The 17,727-nt window shown below is 69.4% G+C and carries 20 protein-coding genes; 9 read left to right on the top strand and 11 right to left on the bottom strand.

The features are described from left to right. Together INE98_RS05120 and acnA are read right to left on the bottom strand one after the other, a co-directional pair. Window positions 1-362, bottom strand: a 362-nt coding sequence (locus INE98_RS05120) for a DUF1223 domain-containing protein (RefSeq protein WP_293537121.1), incomplete at its 3' end; no start/stop codon positions are given. Window positions 363-461: 99 nt separating this feature from the next. Beyond that, complete coding sequence (gene acnA, locus INE98_RS05115; RefSeq protein WP_293537120.1) at window positions 462-3,152, bottom strand: aconitate hydratase AcnA; 2,691 nt, start codon at window positions 3,150-3,152, stop codon at window positions 462-464. A gap of 177 nt (window positions 3,153-3,329) precedes the next feature. On the opposite strand from acnA, the gene ccmA reads away from it, so the two are divergent. From ccmA to INE98_RS05080, 7 genes are all read left to right on the top strand, one after another. Further along, window positions 3,330-3,932 (top strand): heme ABC exporter ATP-binding protein CcmA, encoded by a 603-nt coding sequence (gene ccmA / locus INE98_RS05110; protein WP_293537118.1) that lies wholly within the window; start codon window positions 3,330-3,332, stop codon window positions 3,930-3,932. Then, window positions 3,929-4,594, top strand: a complete 666-nt coding sequence (gene ccmB, locus INE98_RS05105) for a heme exporter protein CcmB (RefSeq protein ID WP_293537117.1) — start codon at window positions 3,929-3,931, stop codon at window positions 4,592-4,594. Before ccmA ends, ccmB begins: the two co-directional genes overlap by 4 nt. A gap of 80 nt (window positions 4,595-4,674) precedes the next feature. Next, complete coding sequence (locus tag INE98_RS05100; protein WP_293537115.1) at window positions 4,675-5,175, top strand: Spy/CpxP family protein refolding chaperone; 501 nt, start codon at window positions 4,675-4,677, stop codon at window positions 5,173-5,175. 64 nt (window positions 5,176-5,239) lie between these two features. Continuing rightward, entirely contained in the window at window positions 5,240-5,965 is a 726-nt protein-coding gene (ccmC, locus tag INE98_RS05095) for a heme ABC transporter permease CcmC (RefSeq protein ID WP_293537113.1), read from the top strand. 2 nt (window positions 5,966-5,967) lie between these two features. Then, the gene (gene ccmD / locus INE98_RS05090; RefSeq protein ID WP_293537112.1) at window positions 5,968-6,150 is read left to right on the top strand and encodes a heme exporter protein CcmD; all 183 of its coding nucleotides are present in this window, start codon (window positions 5,968-5,970) and stop codon (window positions 6,148-6,150) included. After that, on the top strand, window positions 6,147-6,662 hold the full coding sequence (locus INE98_RS05085; protein ID WP_293537110.1) for a DsbE family thiol:disulfide interchange protein: 516 nt from the start codon (window positions 6,147-6,149) through the stop codon (window positions 6,660-6,662). Before ccmD ends, INE98_RS05085 begins: the two co-directional genes overlap by 4 nt. A gap of 58 nt (window positions 6,663-6,720) precedes the next feature. Next, window positions 6,721-6,978 carry a hypothetical protein gene (locus INE98_RS05080; RefSeq protein ID WP_293537108.1) on the top strand — a complete coding sequence of 86 codons (258 nt, stop codon included), beginning with the start codon at window positions 6,721-6,723 and terminating at the stop codon, window positions 6,976-6,978. Between the two features lie 30 nt (window positions 6,979-7,008). Here INE98_RS05080 and INE98_RS05075 read toward each other — a convergent pair whose 3' ends face one another. From INE98_RS05075 to dapF, 5 genes are read right to left on the bottom strand one after another with little or no spacing between them, the layout of a single operon-like run. Then, window positions 7,009-7,536, bottom strand: coding sequence for a MarR family winged helix-turn-helix transcriptional regulator (locus tag INE98_RS05075; protein ID WP_293537106.1), 528 nt, complete (start codon window positions 7,534-7,536; stop codon window positions 7,009-7,011). Window positions 7,537-7,570: 34 nt separating this feature from the next. Beyond that, entirely contained in the window at window positions 7,571-8,158 is a 588-nt protein-coding gene (locus INE98_RS05070) for a septation protein IspZ (RefSeq protein ID WP_293537104.1), read from the bottom strand. 3 nt (window positions 8,159-8,161) lie between these two features. Further along, window positions 8,162-9,097 carry a signal recognition particle-docking protein FtsY gene (gene ftsY, locus INE98_RS05065; RefSeq protein WP_293537102.1) on the bottom strand — a complete coding sequence of 312 codons (936 nt, stop codon included), beginning with the start codon at window positions 9,095-9,097 and terminating at the stop codon, window positions 8,162-8,164. Beyond that, window positions 9,090-10,385, bottom strand: a complete 1,296-nt coding sequence (gene mtaB, locus INE98_RS05060; protein WP_293537100.1) for a tRNA (N(6)-L-threonylcarbamoyladenosine(37)-C(2))-methylthiotransferase MtaB — start codon at window positions 10,383-10,385, stop codon at window positions 9,090-9,092. The genes ftsY and mtaB overlap by 8 nt, the downstream gene beginning before the upstream one ends. Beyond that, window positions 10,382-11,194 (bottom strand): diaminopimelate epimerase, encoded by an 813-nt coding sequence (gene dapF / locus INE98_RS05055; RefSeq protein WP_293537099.1) that lies wholly within the window; start codon window positions 11,192-11,194, stop codon window positions 10,382-10,384. The genes mtaB and dapF overlap by 4 nt, the downstream gene beginning before the upstream one ends. A gap of 79 nt (window positions 11,195-11,273) precedes the next feature. Here dapF and INE98_RS05050 point away from each other — a divergent pair, with 79 nt between their 5' ends. Continuing rightward, a complete protein-coding gene (locus tag INE98_RS05050; protein WP_293537098.1) occupies window positions 11,274-13,352 on the top strand; it encodes a prolyl oligopeptidase family serine peptidase in 2,079 nt (692 codons plus the stop codon). On the opposite strand, the gene INE98_RS05045 is transcribed toward INE98_RS05050, so the two are convergent. Further along, complete coding sequence (locus INE98_RS05045) at window positions 13,353-14,249, bottom strand: hydrogen peroxide-inducible genes activator (protein ID WP_293537097.1); 897 nt, start codon at window positions 14,247-14,249, stop codon at window positions 13,353-13,355. It abuts the gene before it with no gap. 110 nt (window positions 14,250-14,359) lie between these two features. After that, window positions 14,360-14,797, bottom strand: a complete 438-nt coding sequence (locus INE98_RS05040) for a phasin family protein (protein WP_293537095.1) — start codon at window positions 14,795-14,797, stop codon at window positions 14,360-14,362. Between the two features lie 270 nt (window positions 14,798-15,067). On the opposite strand from INE98_RS05040, the gene INE98_RS05035 reads away from it, so the two are divergent. Beyond that, complete coding sequence (locus tag INE98_RS05035; protein WP_293537093.1) at window positions 15,068-16,381, top strand: D-alanyl-D-alanine carboxypeptidase family protein; 1,314 nt, start codon at window positions 15,068-15,070, stop codon at window positions 16,379-16,381. A 137-nt stretch (window positions 16,382-16,518) separates the two neighbouring features. On the opposite strand, the gene INE98_RS05030 is transcribed toward INE98_RS05035, so the two are convergent. Together INE98_RS05030 and folE are read right to left on the bottom strand one after the other, a co-directional pair. Further along, a complete protein-coding gene (locus INE98_RS05030) occupies window positions 16,519-16,947 on the bottom strand; it encodes a BLUF domain-containing protein (protein WP_293537092.1) in 429 nt (142 codons plus the stop codon). Between the two features lie 5 nt (window positions 16,948-16,952). Continuing rightward, window positions 16,953-17,654, bottom strand: coding sequence for a GTP cyclohydrolase I (gene folE / locus INE98_RS05025; protein ID WP_293537090.1), 702 nt, complete (start codon window positions 17,652-17,654; stop codon window positions 16,953-16,955). Window positions 17,655-17,727 lie beyond the last annotated feature (73 nt).

The following is a 17,727-nucleotide window of genomic DNA, read 5'->3' as shown; positions in this document are numbered from 1 at the left end:
CGGGCGATCAGGGTTTCCAGCAGCTCCGGCTCCAGGGCGCCGCCCTGCCCGCGTCCGTCGACGACAACCTGGGGCGTGTAGGGCTCCCCAAGTTCGAAACGGTCGATGTAGGCCTTCTGGCGTCTTGCGAATTCAGGACGCGCGAGGGTGTCCGTCCACCCCAGATAGTCCCAGTAGTCGACACTGAAGGTCAGGGGCAGCACGTCGCGGCGGGACGACAGCGCTTCCATGACCTCCCCAGCGCCCGTGCAGGAGGCGCAGCCTTGTGCGGTGTAGAGTTCGACGATGACAGGCGCACGCGTCGCCGCCTGGGCCAAGGCGGGCGCAAGAACCAGGAAACAGGCGATAAGGGCTCCTCGCATCGGCCCGCACATAATCCCAGTTGTCAGACGCGCCCGATCAAGAAGACGTGAAGTCCTCCCGCCGCACGCCCTTGGAAAAGGGCTGCGCGGCGGGGAGATTCAGCCCTGGGCGTCGCGCGCCAGGTTTCGAAGAACGTAGTTCAGTACGCCGCCATTGCGGAAGTACTCCAGCTCGGTCGGCGTATCGATCCGGCAGCGCACGGGGAAGCGGGCGATCCGACCATCGCCGGCGCGGTAGAGCTCCACGGTCAGCTGTCGGCGGGGCGACAGGTCCGAGAGGCCACGGATGGAGACGATCTCCTCGCCGGTGAGGTTCAGCTTCTGCCAGCCGTCCTGGATGAACTGCAGGGGCAGGACGCCCATGCCGACCAGGTTGGACCGGTGGATGCGCTCGAAGCTCTCGGCGATGACCGCCCGGACGCCCAGCAGCTTGGTGCCCTTGGCCGCCCAGTCGCGGGACGAGCCCGTGCCGTACTCCTTGCCTGCGAAGATCACCATGGGCCGGCCCTCGGCCTGGTAGCGCATGGCGGCGTCGTAGATCGCCATGGTGTCGCCGGAGGGGAAGTGACGGGTGACCCCGCCCTCAATCTCCGGGGTGATGCGGTTGCGGATGCGGATGTTGGCGAAGGTGCCCCGCATCATCACCTCATGGTTGCCCCGGCGGGCGCCGTAGGAGTTGAACTCGGTGGTCGGCACCTGGCGCTCGCGCAGGTAGACACCGGCGGGCGAGCTGGCCTTGATCGAACCGGCCGGCGAGATGTGGTCGGTCGTGATGGAGTCGCCGAACACCCCCAGGATCCGGGCCTCGATCACGTCGGTGACCGGCTCGGGCTCCATCTTCATGTCCTGGAAGTAGGGCGGGTTCTGGACATAGGTGGAGCCCATGTCCCAGGCGTAGGTCTGGCCGCCGGCCACCTTGATGCCCTGCCAGTTCTTGTCGCCCTTGAAGACGTCGGAATAGCGGGTGGCGAACATCTTCTGGGTCACGTGCTTGCGCTGCAGTTCGGCGACCTCGGCCGAGGTCGGCCAGATGTCCTTCAGATAGACAGGCTTGCCGTCCTTGCCCTCGCCGATCGGGTCGCTGGCGAGGTCGATGAGCATGTTTCCGGCCAGGGCGTAGGCCACCACCAGGGGCGGTGAGGCCAGGTAGTTGGCCCGGGTGTCCGGATTGACCCGACCCTCGAAGTTACGGTTCCCCGACAGGACCGAGCAGGCCACCAGGTCGGCGGACTGGATGGTCTCGGAGATGGCCTCGGGCAGGGGCCCGGAATTGCCGATGCAGGTGGTGCAGCCATAGCCGACCAGGTTGAAGCCGAGGGCGTCCAGGCTCTTGGTCAGGCCGGCGGCCTTCAGGTAGTCGGTGACCACCTGGCTTCCGGGGGCGAGGGAGGTCTTCACCCAGGGCTTCACCTTCAGGCCCTTTTCCACCGCCTTCTTGGCCACGAGGCCGGCGGCGATCAGGACGCTGGGGTTGGAGGTATTGGTGCAGGAGGTGATGGCGGCGATCACCACGTCCCCGTCGCCGAGGTCGTAGGACTCGCCCTTCACCGCCGCGCGCGGGGCGCCCGGCTCGCGGCCGAACTCCTTGCCGAGGGCGGCGCGGAACTCGGCGGCGGCGTCGCTGAGCAGGACGCGGTCCTGGGGCCGCTTGGGGCCGGCCAGGGAGGGCTGGACCGTGCCGAGGTCGAGCTCCAGGGTGTCCGTGAAGACAGGCTCGGGATCGCCGGGCTCGGACCACAGGCCCTGGGCCTTGGCGTAGGCCTCCACCAGGTCGACCCGGGCGGGGTCGCGGCCGGTGGCGCGGAGATAGTCGACCGTGGCCTGGGTGATCGGGAAGAAACCGCAGGTGGCGCCATATTCCGGGGCCATGTTGGCGATGGTCGCCTCGTCCTCGAGGGTCAGGCCGGCGAGGCCCGGTCCGAAGAACTCGACGAACTTGCCGACGACGCCCTTCTTGCGGAGCATCTGGGTGACGGTCAGCACCAGGTCGGTGGCCGTGGCGCCCTCGGGCATGTCGCCGGTCAGGCGAAAGCCGATGACCTCGGGAATCAGCATCGGGATGGGCTGGCCCAGCATGGCGGCCTCGGCCTCGATGCCGCCGACGCCCCAGCCCAGCACCGCGAGGCCGTTGATCATGGTGGTGTGGGAGTCGGTGCCCACCACGGTGTCCGGGTAGGCCACGGTGTCCGCGCCCTCTTCACCGGTCCAGACGGTCTGCGCCAGGTATTCGAGGTTGACCTGGTGGCAGATGCCCGTGCCGGGGGGCACGACGCGGAAGTTGTTGAAGGCCGACGAGCCCCAGCGCAGGAAGCGGTAGCGCTCGATATTCCGCTCGTACTCGCGCTCGACGTTCTCGCCGAAGGCCTTGGAGGTGCCGAAATGGTCCACCATGACGGAGTGGTCGATGACCAGGTCGACGGGGTTCAGCGGGTTGATCTTCTCGGGATCGGCGCCGAGCTTGGTCATGGCGTCGCGCATGGCGGCCAGGTCGACCACCGCCGGCACGCCGGTGAAGTCCTGCATCAGGACCCGGGCGGGACGGAAGCTGATCTCGTGCTCTACGGCGCCCTTGTTGTCGAGCCAGGCGGCCAGGGCCTTGAGGTCATCGGCGCCGACCGTATCGCCATCCTCGTTGCGCAGCAGGTTCTCCAGCAGCACCTTCATCGAGGCCGGGAGTCGCGATACGCCGGCAAGACCGGCTTCCTCGGCGGCCGGAAGGCTGTAGTAGACGTAGGTCTTGTCTCCCACCGTGAGTTCGCGGCGGGTCTTGAGGCTGTCGATTGACGCCATGTCAGGGATCCTTCCTCTGTTCCGGACCGCACACCTATCGAACCGGAGATCGCGCGCCCTGGTGGGCGGACACACAGCGTTCGCCCCGGCGCCGCGAACGCCCTCCGGGACGAGTGCAGCCGCCGGCGTCATAGCCCTTCGGCGGGTCCGCGTCCATGCGCGCGCCGGGAGGAATTCATGAGCCTGTCCCTGCACATCGAGGACCTTGCCCTGTCCCGGGGCGGGCGGCGGCTGTTTTCGGGGCTGCGGCTCGACCTTGCGGCCGGTCAGGCCTGCGCCCTGACAGGGGCCAACGGCTCGGGGAAGACCAGTCTTCTCCGGGCGGTGGCGGGTCTTGGCGCCATAGACGCCGGCCGGATCGCCTTTGGGGAGACAGACGTCGACCTGGCGCGTTCCAGCGGCCTTCATCTGCTCGGTCACCTCGACGGCCTCAAGGGATCGCGCACCGCGGGAGAGGAGCTGGACTTCTGGGCCGGTTGGCAGGGCGGGACGCCGGACGGGCTGAAGGCGGCGGTCAGCCGGCTCGATCTGCACCGCCTGCTGGACCTCGAGGTTCGCCGGCTGTCGGCCGGGCAGAGACGCCGCCTCGCCCTGGCCAGGCTCCTGGCGGCCCCGCGGCCGCTCTGGCTCCTGGATGAGCCCCTGAGTCCACTGGACTCCCACTGGCGGGCTGCAGCCCTCTCGATCATGACGGATCACCTCGAACAGGGGGGGCTGATCCTGGCGGCGGTCCACGACCCTCTGCCCGTCGCCGCCCTCACCCTGGAGATCCGCCCTTGAACGCCGCCCTGAGTCTTCTGCGGCGCGAGATCGCCCTCGCCTGGGGGCGGGGCGGCGGCCTCATGGTGACCGGCGGATTCTTCGCAGGGGCGACGCTTCTCCTGCCTCTGGCGTCAGGCCCCGAGCCCGAGAGGCTGGCCCAGGTGGCGCCCGGGGCGGCCTGGACTGTCCTGGCCCTCTCCGCCCTCCTGGGTCTGGAGCGGCTCTTCGAACGGGACTTCGAGGATGGAGCGCTCGACCTGATGGCCCATGCCCGACTTCCCCTGGAGGCGATCTGCGCCTTGAAATGCCTTGGGCACTGGCTGGCGACCGGCGCGCCCCTGGCCCTGCTCGCCCCGGCGGCGGCCATAGCCCTGGGGGCGCCGACCAGCCTGGCGCCTCTGCTCTTCGCCTGCGCCCTCGCCGGGGGCCTCGCCTTCGCCTTCACCGGGGGGATCGGGGCCGCCCTGAGCCTTGGCGCCCGGCGTGGCGGGCTTCTGACGGCGGTGATTGTCCTGCCGCTTTTCGTACCCCCGGTGATTTTCGGCGGGGGTGCCCTGGACGCCTTCAGCTCGGGATTGTCCTGGCGCGCCGGCTTCGCCCTTCTGGGCGCTTACGCCGCCGCCGCAGTCGCCCTTGGCCCCCTGGCCATGGCCGCCGCATGCCGAAACGCCCTGTCCTGACCCGCCAGGCGAGCGCCTGCGACGGAAACCCGCCGGCGGCGCGTTCAGGTCACCGAGGGGCGTCTCCAAGGAGCAAAGACATGATCCGTTCACGTTTCGGCGCCGCCGGCATCGCAGGGGCGTTCGCCCTCGCCGTCGCCAGCGCAGGCCTCGCCCAGACCCCGCCCCCCGCCGGCGCGCCGTCCGGCGCCATGGGGGCGATGAAGATGAAGCGGCCTGACCCTGAGGCCCAGGCCCAGAGGCTTCGCGACGTCCTGCAGTTGACGCCGGCGCAGGAGCCGGCGCTGAAGACCTTCCTAGAGGCCGCGAAGCCTGCAGAGCGACTGAAGCCGGCCGAGACGCGCGCGACGGGCCTGACCACGCCCGAGCGCCTGGACCGCCAGCGGGCCCGGATGGCGGAGCGCCTTGCAGCCTTCGACCGCCGCGCTGCGGCCACCCGCACCTTCTACGCCCAGTTGACGCCCTCCCAGAAGAAGGCCTTCGACGCCCTTCCGCCGGCGGGCCGCGACCGGCGGGAGATCCGGATTGAGCGCCACATGATGGACATGCGCCCCGGGGGCGGGCCCGAGGCGCCTCGCTAGGCCGGGGCTCCGCGCCAGCGGCTTTCCATTGCCGCCGGCGCGGACCAAGGCTAAGGGGCGGGGGATGACGCAGGCGCTCGCCTTCCTCTACAACCCCCACCGGTTCATGGCCTTCTCGGCCTGGGCCGCGCCCCTGTTCGGGGCCCTCGCCATCACCCTCGCTGCGGCTGGCCTCTGGCTGGGCTTCACGGCCCCTGAGGACTACCAGCAGGGAGACACCGTCAGGATCATGTTCATCCATGTGCCCGCCGCCTGGCTGGGGCTCTTCGTCTATGTCTGCCTCGGCGGCGCGAGCTTCCTGTCCCTGGTCTTCCGGCAGGCCCTGGCCGACGCGGCGGCCCGCGCGGCCGCGCCCATAGGCGCCGTGTTCACGGCCCTGGCCCTCGCCACCGGGTCGCTCTGGGGCAAGCCCATGTGGGGCGCCTGGTGGGTGTGGGACGCCCGGCTGACCAGCGTCCTCGTCCTGTTCCTCTTCTATCTCGCCTACATGGCCCTGCGGGCCGCCATTGACGACGAGGCCAAGGGCGCCCGGGCGGCGGCCATCCTGGCCCTGGTCGGCCTGATCAACGTGCCCATCGTCCACTGGTCGGTGGAGTGGTGGAACACCCTTCATCAGGGCCGGACGGTCTTCGCAGCCGGGGGATCACGGGCTGCGACGGTCTTCCTGGCGCCGCTTTTCCTGATGACCCTGTCCTACATGGCTGCGTTCGGCGCCCTCTGGCTGGTGCGGATCCGCGGCGAGGTCTGGCGGCGGCGGGCCGCCGCGGCGGAAAACCGGCTGGCGAGGTGACCATGCTCGACCTGGATCCCGGCCCCTACGGCTTCTACATCTGGACATCCTACGGGCTCAGCGCAGGGGCGCTGGCCTGGCTGGCGATATCCAGCCTGACCTTCGCCCGGCGCTGGCGACGGCGGGCGCAAGACCTCGAAGTCCGCCTCAGGGCGGAGGAGGCGCGGGGCGCAGACCTCCGGTGAAGAGATTTCTCGCCTTCGCCCCCGTCGCGATCCTGGTGGCGCTTGGCCTCCTGTTCGCCCTGTTCGGTCTCCGCGACGACCCTCGGTTCCTGCCTCGGGCCCTGGTGGGAAAGCCCGTTCCCGAAGTCACTTTGCCGACCCTTTCGGATGGACTGCCCGACACCCTGGCCGCGCCGGGCGGGGGGCCCTACCTGATCAACGTCTTCGCCTCCTGGTGCGCGCCTTGCGAACTCGAGGCGCCGATCCTGGTGGCGATGAAGGCGCAGGGTATTCCGATCATCGGCGTCGCCTACAAGGACGACCCCGCCAAGACCCAGGCCTTCCTGGACCGGACCGGCGATCCCTATGTCCGGGTGCTGGTCGACAGGGAAGGCCGTGCGGGGGTGGAGCTCGGGGTCTCCGGCGTGCCCGAGACCTATCTCGTCGACAGCTCGGGGCGGATCGCCGACAAGATCTCCGCCCCCCTATCCGAGGAAGACGCCCGTCGTCTGGCGGCCAGCCTCCGTCGTTAACCCTTCCTGAACCGGGCGGGGAGAGGGTCGGGGTTCGTTAACCCTGTTTGAGGCCCTCATGGTCACCCCCCTGCGCCCCGGCTCCTCCCCGCTTCCGCCCCTGCCGCTCCAGAGGGCGACGGAAGGGGCGCGTTTGCCTGAGACCCTCAGGAACACCCCGGGCGCAGAGGGAGCCGCCCGGACCGAGCAGACCCGCGCCAGCCGCGCTGCGCCGACCTCGATGGCGCTCCCGGAGAGCCAGTCGCAGACCCCGGCCGACCCTTCCAGGCCGCTCCAGACATCAAGGCCCGGATCACTGATCGACATCCGCGTCTAGACCTCGGCGACCTTCAGCGGGTCGCGCCCGTCAGGAGTCGGGAGCGGAGGGATCGGAAGCGGTAAGGGGCTCGTCCTTGCGGCGATCGCCCTTCTTGCGCTTCTTGCGCTTGGACCTGCCGCCAGCCGACGGGCCGGCCACCAATCTCCGCAGGTCCTTCACGAATCGGGCGCGCCGATCCTCCGGCAGGCGTTCCAGGAGGGCGAGGTCGGCCTCCTCCGCGCGGAAGCGCGCCGCCTGAAGAACCGCTCGTCCAGCCTCGGTGAGGGTCACCAGATTGGCGCGTGCGTCACCCGGGGACCGGATTCGGGCGACCAGGCCGCGTTCCGCCAGTCGCGCCAGCATCTCCGCCAAGGTGGAGCGGTCCACCCCGGTCGCCGCCACGATCCGGTTCTGGCTCAGACCTTCCTCTTCCGAAACCGCAGAGAGAACGGCGTACTGGCGCGGGGTGGGGCCCTCAGGTCCGAAGCGCTCGGCGTGAAGGTCATCGGCAAGCTGGACGGCGCGGTGCAGGAGATGCCCGAGGACGGCTCCGGATTGGGGTGGCTTTGTGGACATGCAGGGCTCCTCGATGGCTCCGGCGTCCGGGGGTCTACTCCGCCGCCGGAGGCGGCGTCTCCTTGAGACGCATATGGCGCATGACAAGCGGCGCCTGGGCGAGGGCGAAGGCGAAATTGATCACGGTCGACCCCGGAAAGCGGAAGGCCAGCCACACCTCCTCGGGCTGTGTCCGCCACACGCCCTCGTTCAGGGCGGCCATGGCCAGGAAGAAGATTCCGTAGCGAAAGGCCAGCTTGCGCCAGCCCTCATCGGGCATGGGAAGGGTGGAGCCCAGCAGCATCTTCAGGGGGTTGCGCCGGATCGCCAGGCCTCCGAGCAGGAGAAGCCCGAAGGCTGCAGACGTGATGGTCGGCTTCACATAGACGAAGCGTGGATCCTGGAAGACCAGGGTAAGCAGACCGAAGAGCAGGGCCATGACCCCCGCCGCCAGGGGCATGGGTGCGATCCGCCGCTCCAGGATGTAGCCGGTCGCCAGGGCGATGGCCGCACCCGCCACCAGTCCCCAGCTGGCCATCACCATGTCCCGGGTGATCAGGTAGCCGATGATCAGTCCCAGCGGCCAGCCAAAGTCCACAAGGCTGGAGATCCAGCGGCGGGCGCCGCCCCGGCTCTGCGTCATGGCTCAGTTCTCCCCGAGTCCGACGACTGAACGGGCGAAAGCCCGGGCGTCGAAAGGCTGTAAGTCGTCGATCCCCTCGCCCACCCCGATGAGCTTGATGGGCGAGTCGGAGGCCTGGGCGACAGGCACGAGGACCCCGCCCCGCGCCGTGCCGTCAAGCTTGGTCATGACGATGCCGCTGACCCCGATCTGGTTGCCGAAGATATTCTCCTGAGCCAGGGCGCTGCGGCCCACGGTGGCGTCGAGGACCAGCAGGGTCTCGTGCGGGGCCTCCGGCTCGACCTTCTTGATCACCCGGATCACCTTGAGGAGCTCATCCATCAGGCCCTGCTTGTTCTGGAGCCGCCCCGCCGTGTCGATGAGGACCACGTCGTAACCCTCGGCGCGCGCCCTTTCGATGGCGTCGAAGGCCAGGCCCGCCGCATCGGCGCCGGTGGGGCGGCTCATGAAGTCGGCGCCGGCCCGCTCGGCCCAGACCTTGAGCTGCTCCACCGCGGCGGCGCGGAAGGTGTCGCCGGCCACCACAAGGACCCGGGCGCCGCGACGATTCAGGTCGGCGGCGATCTTGCCAAGGGTGGTGGTCTTGCCAGAGCCGTTCACCCCGATGAAGAGCACCACGTAAGGCCGGGGGCCGGACAGGGGATCAAACCGGCCCTCGTGGCCGGCCAGTTCGGCGGCGATCGCCTCGGAAAGGGCCTCCAGAACCTCGGCCTCATCCACCGCCTTGCCGAAACGGGTGGCGGCGAAGGCCTCGGTGATCCGGGCCGCGGCCCGGGGACCAAGGTCGGCCTCGATCAGCATCTCCTCCAGAGCGTCGAGCCGCGCCTGGTCGAGGGGCTGCTTCGTGAAGGTCGAAGCCACCTGCTCGGTCAGGGCCCGCGAGGTCCGGGCGAGTCCGCCGGTGAGCCGCTGGAACCAGCCTGTCTTGGGTTCAGTCATGCAGGGCTTCTAGCGGCTGGTCCGTCCCGATCCTAGGGGAGGGTTCGGCGAGCAGCCGCCGCCCATCCTGGCCGATGACCCGGAACGGTCGGATCTCTCCCGCCGGGGCGACGCCGGAGAAGGCGATCTCGGAGAAGTCTCCGGCCCGGGCGAGGCCAGGGCGCTCGACCAGACCGCTGACCTCCCGGCCGACCTGTGCGGCGAGATGGCGCGCCAGCGCGGCCTCGCCCGCGGCCCGCAACCGGGCCGCGCGCTCGCGCACCTCGGACTTGGGAACCGGCGGCATGCGGGCGGCCGGCGTCCCAGGGCGGGGGCTGTAGGGAAAGACGTGCAGGAAGGCCAGGCCCGCCTCCTCGACAAGTTCGAGGGTGTTGCGGAACATGGCCTCGGTCTCGGTCGGGAAGCCTGCGATCAGGTCCGCGCCAAAGGCGGTGTCTGGCCGTACGGCGCGGACGTCGGCGACGAGCCTGAGCGCATCGGCCCTGTTGTGGCGTCGCTTCATCCGCTTCAGGATCATGTCGTCGCCCGCCTGAAGGGACAGGTGCAGGTGGGGCATGAGGCGGGGCTCGCCGGCCAGGAGCGCCATCAGGTCCGGGTCGATCTCGGCGGCGTCGATGGAAGACAGGCGCAGGCGCGGCAGGTCCGGGACGAGGCGAAGGATCCGGCCCGCCAGCTGGCCCAGCGAGGGCGCGCCCGGCAGATCCGCCCCCCAGCTTGTGACGTCGACGCCGGTCAGCACCACCTCCCGGCAACCCTCGGCGGTGAGCCGGCGGACCTGCTCCACCACCTCGCCGGCGGGAACGGAGCGCGAGTTCCCCCGGCCGAAGGGAATCACGCAGAAGGTGCAGCGGTGGTCACAGCCGTTCTGGACCTCGACATAGGCCCGGGCCCGGTCGCGGACCCCGGCGATCAGGTGGCCGGCGGTCTCGCGCACGCTCATGATGTCGTTGACGCGGACACGGGGACCCTCCGCCTGCGGCGAGAGGGCGCCGGGCCGCGCCTTGTCGGCGTTGCCGAGCACGAGGTCCACCTCCGGCATGGCGGCGAAGGTCCCGGGCTCGATCTGGGCGGCGCAGCCGGTGACGATGAGCCGGGCGCCTGGGGTTTCCCGGCGCGCCTTGCGGATGGCCTGGCGGGCCTGACGCACGGCCTCGCCGGTCACCGCGCAGGTGTTGAAGACCACCGCGTCCGTCACGCCGTCCTCGGCCGCACGGGCGCGGATCACCTCACTCTCGTAGGCGTTCAGACGGCACCCGAAGGTGACCACGCGGACCTCGGACCCGCTCATGGCAGCCGGCCCTCGTACTCAAGCTCGACGTCCCCGGTCATCAGGACATGGCCGTCGGCGCCCCAGACGATCTCCAGCTCGCCGCCATCCAGCTCCAGCCGGGCGGCCGGATCCAGCAGGCCCCTCCGGACCCCGGCCACAAGGGCGGCGCAGGCGCCGGAGCCGCAGGCCCGGGTCAGGCCCGCGGCCCGCTCCCAGACCCGCAGGCGGACGCGGGTGCGGGTGCGGACCTCGGCGAAACCCACATTGACGCGTTCGGGGAAAAGGGCGCTGGTCTCCACGGCCGGGCCAATCCGGACGGCGTCCACGGCCTCGGCGGAGGGGACGAAGAAGACAGCGTGGGGATTTCCCATGGAGACGCAGGTCGCCGGGCCAGGTTCCGGAGCCTCGGGCACGGTCACGGACAGGGTGTCGGCGGGACCCGACAGCGGAATGGCCCGCCAATGGAGGCGCGGACGGCCCATGTCCACCGACACCCGCAGGTCGCCCCGGCGCCAAGCGTGAAGCAGACCGCCGGTGGTGGCGAGGCGGACCTCGTCTGCGCCCGACTCCTCCATCAACCGCCAGGCGACGCAGCGCGTCGCGTTGCCGCAGGCGCCGGCCTCGCCGCCATCCGGGTTCCAGAAGCGAACGGAGGCGTCCGCCGCCTCGGATGGCCCGATCACCACGAACTGGTCGCAGCCGATCCCCGCCGACCGCGAGGCCAGCCGCCGGATCTGGTCCGGGTGCGGGTCATAGGCCTCGCTGCGGGCGTCCACGACGATGAAGTCGTTGCCAAGGCCGTTCATTTTCAGGAAGGGGCGCTCCATGGCGCTCCTATATAGTCCGCCGGCGTCTTCCGGGCGACTTTCAGAAGACATTGGCGAGCCTTTGCGCAAGAAGACGGCCATGAAGACGCATTTGAAGCTCCTGGGCGACGCCCTCCGCACCCTCCTCCTGGCCCTGGCCCTCGCCGGCCCGCCTGCTGCGGCGCAGGCCGAGGATCCCTTCCTCTGGCTCGAGGACATCGAGTCCCCGAGGGCGCTGGAATGGGTGAACCGCCAGAACGCCCGTACTGCAGAGGTCCTCGAAGGTGATCCCCGCTATGCCGTCTTCCTGCAGGAAGCGCGCGCAATCTTCACGGCGCCGGACCGGATCGCCTGGCCGGAACTCCGCGGCGCGGCGGTGGACAACCTCTGGCAGGACGCCTCCCACGTTCAGGGAATCTGGCGCACCTCGGACGCCGCAGCCTACGCCGCAGGCCGGCCGCAATGGACCACCCTCCTGGACCTCGACGCCCTGTCGAAGGCCGAGGGGCGGAACTGGATCTTCAAGGGCGCGACCTGCCTGCCCCCTGCTGCAACCCGATGCCTCGTCCGGCTGTCCGACGGGGGCGGCGACGCCGTGGAGATCCGCGAGTTCGACATCGCCCGCCGCACCTTCGTGGAGGGCGGGTTCCGCTTCCCGGCCTTCAAGCTGACCTTGGACTGGCTGGATGTCGACACCCTGGTCGTCGCACGCGACTGGACCCCGGAAGAGATCACGGCCTCGGGATATCCCTTTGTCGTCAGGACGGTGGACCGCCGCGGTCAGACCCGGGAGATTTTCCGCGGACAGCCCTCCGACGTTGGGGTCAGCGCCGCCGTCCTGCGGGGCGAGGACGGGCAGGCCAGGGGTCTCGTGGTCAATCGGGCGGTGGACTTCTTCCGGTCCGAGTTCAGCCTCTGGCGAGACGGCCGCCTGATCCGTCTGCCCCTGCCGCTCCGGACGACCTACCAGGGCTCGGCTCAGGGGCGGATGATCTTCATCATCAAGGAGGACTGGAAGGGCTTTGGAGCCGGATCAGTGGTGGCCCTGCGCCGCGACGATCCGGGCGGGGCGCCCGAACTTGTCTTCGCACCCGGTCCCCGCCAGGCTGTCCAGGACGTGAGGGTGACGGCCGGCCTCGTGGTCATCAATCTGCTGGATGATGTGAGGGGCGCGGTGGAGGTCTTCGACATGACCGGCGGCCGGTGGACGGCCGAGCGGCTGGCCCTGCCGAAGGACGCCACCTTCCAGGTGGTCTCGGCCAGCGAGGTCGACGATGTCGTCATGATCTCCGCGGAGGGCTTCCTTGATCCCCCCTCGCTCTGGCGGGTCGACGCCGCCACCGGAGAGTCGACCCGGGTCGCAGCCCTGCCTCCGCGCTTCCCGACCGAGGGCGCCCGCGTGGCCCAGTACTGGGCGACTTCCAGCGACGGGGCCCGGATTCCTTACTTCGTGGTCTCGCCGCCTGACGCCCGTAAGGATGGCTCCACCCCCACCCTGATGTATGGCTATGGCGGCTTCGAGATCGCCAAGCCCCCCGTCTACATGCCGGAGATGGGCCGCCTGTGGCTGTCGCGCGGCGGCGCCTATGTGATCGCCAACATCCGGGGCGGGGGCGAGTTCGGGCCCGCCTGGCACCAGTCGGTCCTGCGCGAGAAGCGCCAGCTGGCCTTTGACGACTTCGCGGCGGTGGCGAGGGACCTTTCGGCCCGGGGGCTGACATCGCCGCGTCGCCTCGGCATCTATGGCCGATCAAACGGCGGCGTCCTGACGACGGTCTCCATGACCCAGAATCCCGGGCTCTGGAACGCCGTGGTGGTGGAAAGCCCGCTCGTGGACATGCTGCGCTACCACAAGCTCTCGGCGGGCGCCTCGTGGGTCGGCGAGTACGGCGACCCGGATGTCCCGGCGGACGCGGCCTTCATCGCCAGGTACTCGGGCTACCAGGCCCTCAAGCCCGGAGTCGCCTACCCCGAGGCCTACATCACCACCAACACGCGCGATGACCGGGTCCATCCGGGGCACGCCCGCAAGTTCGCGGCCCGGCTCGAAGCGCTGGGGGTCCCCTATCTTTACCACGAGCAGACCCTGGGCGGGCATTCCAACGACTCCGACCCTGAGCTGAACGCCCGGCGCTGGGCCCGGCACTATGTCTATCTCGCCCGCCGGCTGATGGACTGATCAGGCCTGCCGAAGGGTCTCGGCGAGCAGCCGGCCCTCGGCGCCGCGGATGGATCCGGACCGCCAGGCGACGACGATCTCGCGGGTGGGATCCTCTGCCTGCAGGGGTCGGATCTCGATGGACGCCCCTTCTGTCAGGCCCGCCGCGACGGCCATGGAAGGCAGGAAGGTGACCCCCAGACCGGATCCCACCATCTGGACCAGGGTCGGCAGGGAGGTGGCGGCGAAGGTCATTGACGTGTCGCCCGCGCGCGGCGGTCTCAGGCCGCAGGCGGCCAGGGCGTGGTCGCGCAGGCAATGTCCATCCTCAAGGAGGATCAGGTCGCCTTCCTCGAGCTCCGAAGGCCGGGTGCGATCCTGCGCCGCAAGCCGGTGACCCGCCGGCAGTGCGGCGAGAATCTCGTCATCGGAGACGTGGGCGCACTCCAGCCCCGAAAGGTCGAAGGGCAGGGCGATGAGAGCGGCGTCGAGATGTCCGGACTTCAGGGCGGCGATCAGCCTCTGGGTCAGGTCTTCCTTCAGGTACAGCCGCAGGTCGGGGAACCTCGACCTCAGCAGGGGCAGGGCCCTGGGAAGGAGGAAGGGGGCGATGGTCGGGATCACACCGAGGCGAAATCGGCCCGTCAGGGGCTGGCCGGCGCTGCGCGCCGCCTGGACCAGTTCGTCCGCCTCGTTGAGGATGATCCGGGCCTTGGCCAGGGCGGCCTCGCCCGCGTCGGTGAGGATCACCCCCGAGCGGGTCCGGTCGACGACCGGGGAGCCGAGGATCCTCTCCAGCTCCTGGATGCCCGCAGAGAGCGTGGGCTGGGTGACATGCGCCGCCTCCGCCGCCTTGCCGAAGCCGCCGTGCTCCACCAGGAGCTTGAGGTACTGGAGTTGCCGAAGGGTCGGAAGCATGCGGCCCCGACTTTCACGGCCGTGACCGCCGAGTCAAACGAAAGAGGCGCGGCCCCCGCGAAGGAACCGCGCCTCTGGAAAGTCTTCGGCGCCCTCAGGGGGCTTGAAGATCAGCGTCCCGACTGCAGGCTCTCCACCGCCGCGGTCATGCGGGCGCTGAAGGGCTGATAGGCGTCACGGAACATGGCCGTCATGAGCTCGGTGGTCTTGCCCATCTGGGCGACACAGGCCTCCATGTGCGTCTTGGCGAGGTCAGTCTGAACTTCGATCAGGTCTTGAACGCTGCGGACGCCAGAGAGGGACTGAACGGCGGCGGTCTGGCGTTCGACGGCGGCCTTCGAGAAGGTCACGGCCTCGGACCCGAGGGCCTCGGCGCCCTTCGCTGCGGCCGTCACGGAGGCGATGACGGCCTCCAGGTTCTTCCGCGAGTGGGCGGTCACGTCATTCAGGCCCGCCATGCCCTTTTCCATGGCGTCCCGCAGGGCTTCGTTCCCGGCGTTGGCGATCTTGTCGGCGGCGGACTGTGCGGCGGTCTTGGCGGCGGCCATGGGGTGCTCCAGGGTTCAGGCCCAGGTGTTTGGGCCGGGAAGGTTCGGGCTGAACTCCGGGGGCCTGCGACGGACACCCCGGGGCTCGGTTTTGCTGCACCGCCATATCTCATGTTGCAACGCAGCAGTCAAGCTGATTGTGCAGCGCAACATAACCAGGCCGTGATGAGGATTCAGGTCGAATTTACTTTCCCGCAATGCGGCGCGGTCTAAGATGTTCCTTCATCCTGAAACCCGCCGGCCGAGCCGGAGACGACAGGGACGCCCGACTTGCCGACCGCCAATCGCCGTCCCGCCCGTACTCGCCCCTGGATCGCCGGGCTTGCGGCGGCCCTGTCCCTCGCCCTCGGCGCCGGACTCTTCACTCCCGGCGCGGTTGCAGCGCCCACCCCGCCCTTCCAGGACATGCGGTATGCGGCCGTCGTGGTGGATGCCGAGACCGGGGAGGTCCTCTTCTCACGGCGCGGCGACAGCCTTCGGTATCCCGCCTCGATCACCAAGGTCATGACCCTCTATCTGACCTTCGAGGCCCTCTCCACCGGCCGCCTGTCGCCCGACGACCCGATCGTCATCTCGCCCCGCGCCGCCGCCCAGAGCCCCACCAAGCTCGGACTGCCCGTCGGGGCCACCCTGACGGTTTCCGAAGCCATGCAGGCCCTGGCCATCAAGTCGGCCAACGACATCGCCGTGGCCCTGGCCGAGCGGCTCGGCGAGGGCAGCGAGCGACGCTTCGCCGCCATGATGACCCTGCGCGCCCGCGAACTCGGCATGGTGAATACTCACTTCACGAACGCATCCGGCCTGCCGGATGTCCGCCAGGTCAGCACCGCTCGGGACCTGGCCATCCTTTCCCGCGCCGTCCTGAGGGATTTCCCCCAGCACTACGCCCTGTTCAGCCAGCAGGGCTTCACCTTCCAGGGCCGCCGGATGAACAATCACAACGGCCTCCTCTGGCGCATGGCCGGGGCGGATGGCCTCAAGACCGGCTTCACAAGCGCGTCCGGCTACAATCTGGCGGCTTCTGCGGTGCGCGGAGACCGGAGGCTCATCGCGGTGGTCCTGGGCGGGCCGTCCAACGCCCGCAGGAACGCGAAGGTCGAAAGCCTGATGCTCACGGCGTTCGACCTGGCGGAGCGGCGCGACCGCGGAGAGCGGGTCCAGTTCGCCCAGGCCAGCTTTGAGAGCGAGGCGGCGCCCGCCGTCGGACTGGCGCAGGCCCGGACCGAGACCGGAGCCCTTCCCCCCGATCGCGTGGTGCTGACGAGCGCGCCGCCGCCGCGGAACCTCTCCGGGTTCGAGATCGTCGATGGGGCGTCCAGCGGGCTCCGTCAACCGACGCGGGGCGAGACGGGCCGTTGGTCGGTCCAGGTGGGCGCCTTCAAGTCCCAGGAGCTGGCCCGGAAGCAGGCCTCCATTGTCCGAAGGCTGGCCCCTTCCCACTTCGACGCCGCAGGCCGCGCCGAGAGGGCCGGCTCGTCCTGGAGGACCCGGTTCACCGGATACTCCGAAGCCGAGGCTCGGGCCGCCTGCCGCGCCCTGAAGAGCCGTGGCCAGCCGTGCATGGTGCTCCCGCCCTCAGCCTGAGCGGCTCAACGGCGGCGCCTGAACTCCGCTCCCGCCCTGCGGGATGACCGCACGGCCACAGACCCCGTCAACGGTCTGCGGGCCGGACCTCCATCCTTGAGGCGCGCTGCATGACGGAGAAGGCCGGCGGAGGCCTGCTAGTCTCCGCGCGTGATGATGGACGCCGTCGCGACAAGTTCTCCCAGAAGGGCCAGGGTCGCCTGGCCTGGGCCATCGAAGGGGTCGAGTTCCACCCGCTTGAAATACTTCAGCAGCAGGGAAGGATTGACCCGGGAAATGGACACATGGCCCATGGTCCAGTTGCCGAACCGGCGCTCGGTGATCTCCTCGTAGGACAGCAGCCGGACATTCTTGTGCCGGTCGTCCCGCACGATGGCGTTGAAGATCTCGCAGACTTCGTCCCGGCCGCCCTCGAGGACCTGGATGAATAGGTCATCCGCCACGCAGAGCAGACCCGTTACGCCCTGTCGCGGGTTATTCCGGCGACACTGGTCGAGGATCGCATCGAGCAGGGGGCCGCTCATGGCCTCGGCGGGTCGGCTTGCATAGAGGCAGCGAACGAGCATGCCGTTCAGTTCCTTTGCTTGATCAGGGAGAGGAATTCGGAGCGCAGGGTGTGGTCCTTGAGGAACGAACCGCGCATGACGGAGTTGATCATCATGGTCTCGCTGTCCTTCACGCCGCGCCAGTGCATGCAGAAGTGGTCGGCTCTCATCACCACCGCGAGGCCGTCGGGCCGGACCTTCTCCATCAAAAGGTCCGCCAACTGGGTGATGGCCTCTTCCTGGATCTGCGGCCTGGACATCACCCAGTCCGACAGGCGGGAGTACTTGGACAGGCCGATGAGGTTGGAGTGCTCGTTCGGCATCAGGCCGATCCAGATCTGGCCCATGATCGGGCAGAAGTGGTGGCTGCAGGCGCTTCGGACCGTGATCGGCCCCACGATCATCAGTTCGTTGAGCGAGGAGGCGTTGGGGAACTCCGTCACCGGCGGGGCGCTCGTATAGCGACCCCGGAAGACCTCGGTGACATACATCTTGGCCACGCGTTTCGCCGTGTCCTGGGTATTGTGGTCCGCGTCCGTGTCGATCACCAGGCTCTTCAGCACATCCCTGAACTTGCCCTCCACTTCGGAGAGCAGGGCTTCAAGCTCGCCCTCTCGGATGAACGCAGAGATGTTGTCGTTGGCGAAGAACCGCTTCCTCGACTTCTGGATCCGGGCGCGGATACGGGCGGAGACGGGCTCCTGTTCGGGGTCTGCCGGAGGCTTCACAGCGGGCTATTCCACTTTCAGTTCGCCGGGTCCGGGCCCGGTCGGAAGGACCCTACACCGCAATTCCCCACCT

The organism is Phenylobacterium sp. (genome assembly GCF_020253645.1).
Classification (GTDB): Bacteria; Pseudomonadota; Alphaproteobacteria; order Caulobacterales; family Caulobacteraceae; genus Phenylobacterium.
The sequence above is the reverse complement of the archived record's forward strand: the minus strand, read 5'-3'. Positions and strand labels throughout refer to the sequence as shown.

Coding starts and splice junctions, on each gene's coding strand:
- acnA (WP_293537120.1), bottom strand. CDS start 3,152: ATGGCGTCAATCGACAGCCTCAAGACCCGCCGCGAACTCACGGTGGGA.
- ccmA (WP_293537118.1), top strand. CDS start 3,330: ATGAGCCTGTCCCTGCACATCGAGGACCTTGCCCTGTCCCGGGGCGGG.
- INE98_RS05100 (WP_293537115.1), top strand. CDS start 4,675: ATGATCCGTTCACGTTTCGGCGCCGCCGGCATCGCAGGGGCGTTCGCC.
- ccmC (WP_293537113.1), top strand. CDS start 5,240: ATGACGCAGGCGCTCGCCTTCCTCTACAACCCCCACCGGTTCATGGCC.
- ccmD (WP_293537112.1), top strand. CDS start 5,968: ATGCTCGACCTGGATCCCGGCCCCTACGGCTTCTACATCTGGACATCC.
- INE98_RS05080 (WP_293537108.1), top strand. CDS start 6,721: ATGGTCACCCCCCTGCGCCCCGGCTCCTCCCCGCTTCCGCCCCTGCCG.
- INE98_RS05075 (WP_293537106.1), bottom strand. CDS start 7,536: ATGTCCACAAAGCCACCCCAATCCGGAGCCGTCCTCGGGCATCTCCTG.
- INE98_RS05070 (WP_293537104.1), bottom strand. CDS start 8,158: ATGACGCAGAGCCGGGGCGGCGCCCGCCGCTGGATCTCCAGCCTTGTG.
- ftsY (WP_293537102.1), bottom strand. CDS start 9,097: ATGACTGAACCCAAGACAGGCTGGTTCCAGCGGCTCACCGGCGGACTC.
- mtaB (WP_293537100.1), bottom strand. CDS start 10,385: ATGAGCGGGTCCGAGGTCCGCGTGGTCACCTTCGGGTGCCGTCTGAAC.
- dapF (WP_293537099.1), bottom strand. CDS start 11,194: ATGGAGCGCCCCTTCCTGAAAATGAACGGCCTTGGCAACGACTTCATC.
- INE98_RS05050 (WP_293537098.1), top strand. CDS start 11,274: ATGAAGACGCATTTGAAGCTCCTGGGCGACGCCCTCCGCACCCTCCTC.
- INE98_RS05045 (WP_293537097.1), bottom strand. CDS start 14,249: ATGCTTCCGACCCTTCGGCAACTCCAGTACCTCAAGCTCCTGGTGGAG.
- INE98_RS05040 (WP_293537095.1), bottom strand. CDS start 14,797: ATGGCCGCCGCCAAGACCGCCGCACAGTCCGCCGCCGACAAGATCGCC.
- INE98_RS05030 (WP_293537092.1), bottom strand. CDS start 16,947: ATGCTCGTTCGCTGCCTCTATGCAAGCCGACCCGCCGAGGCCATGAGC.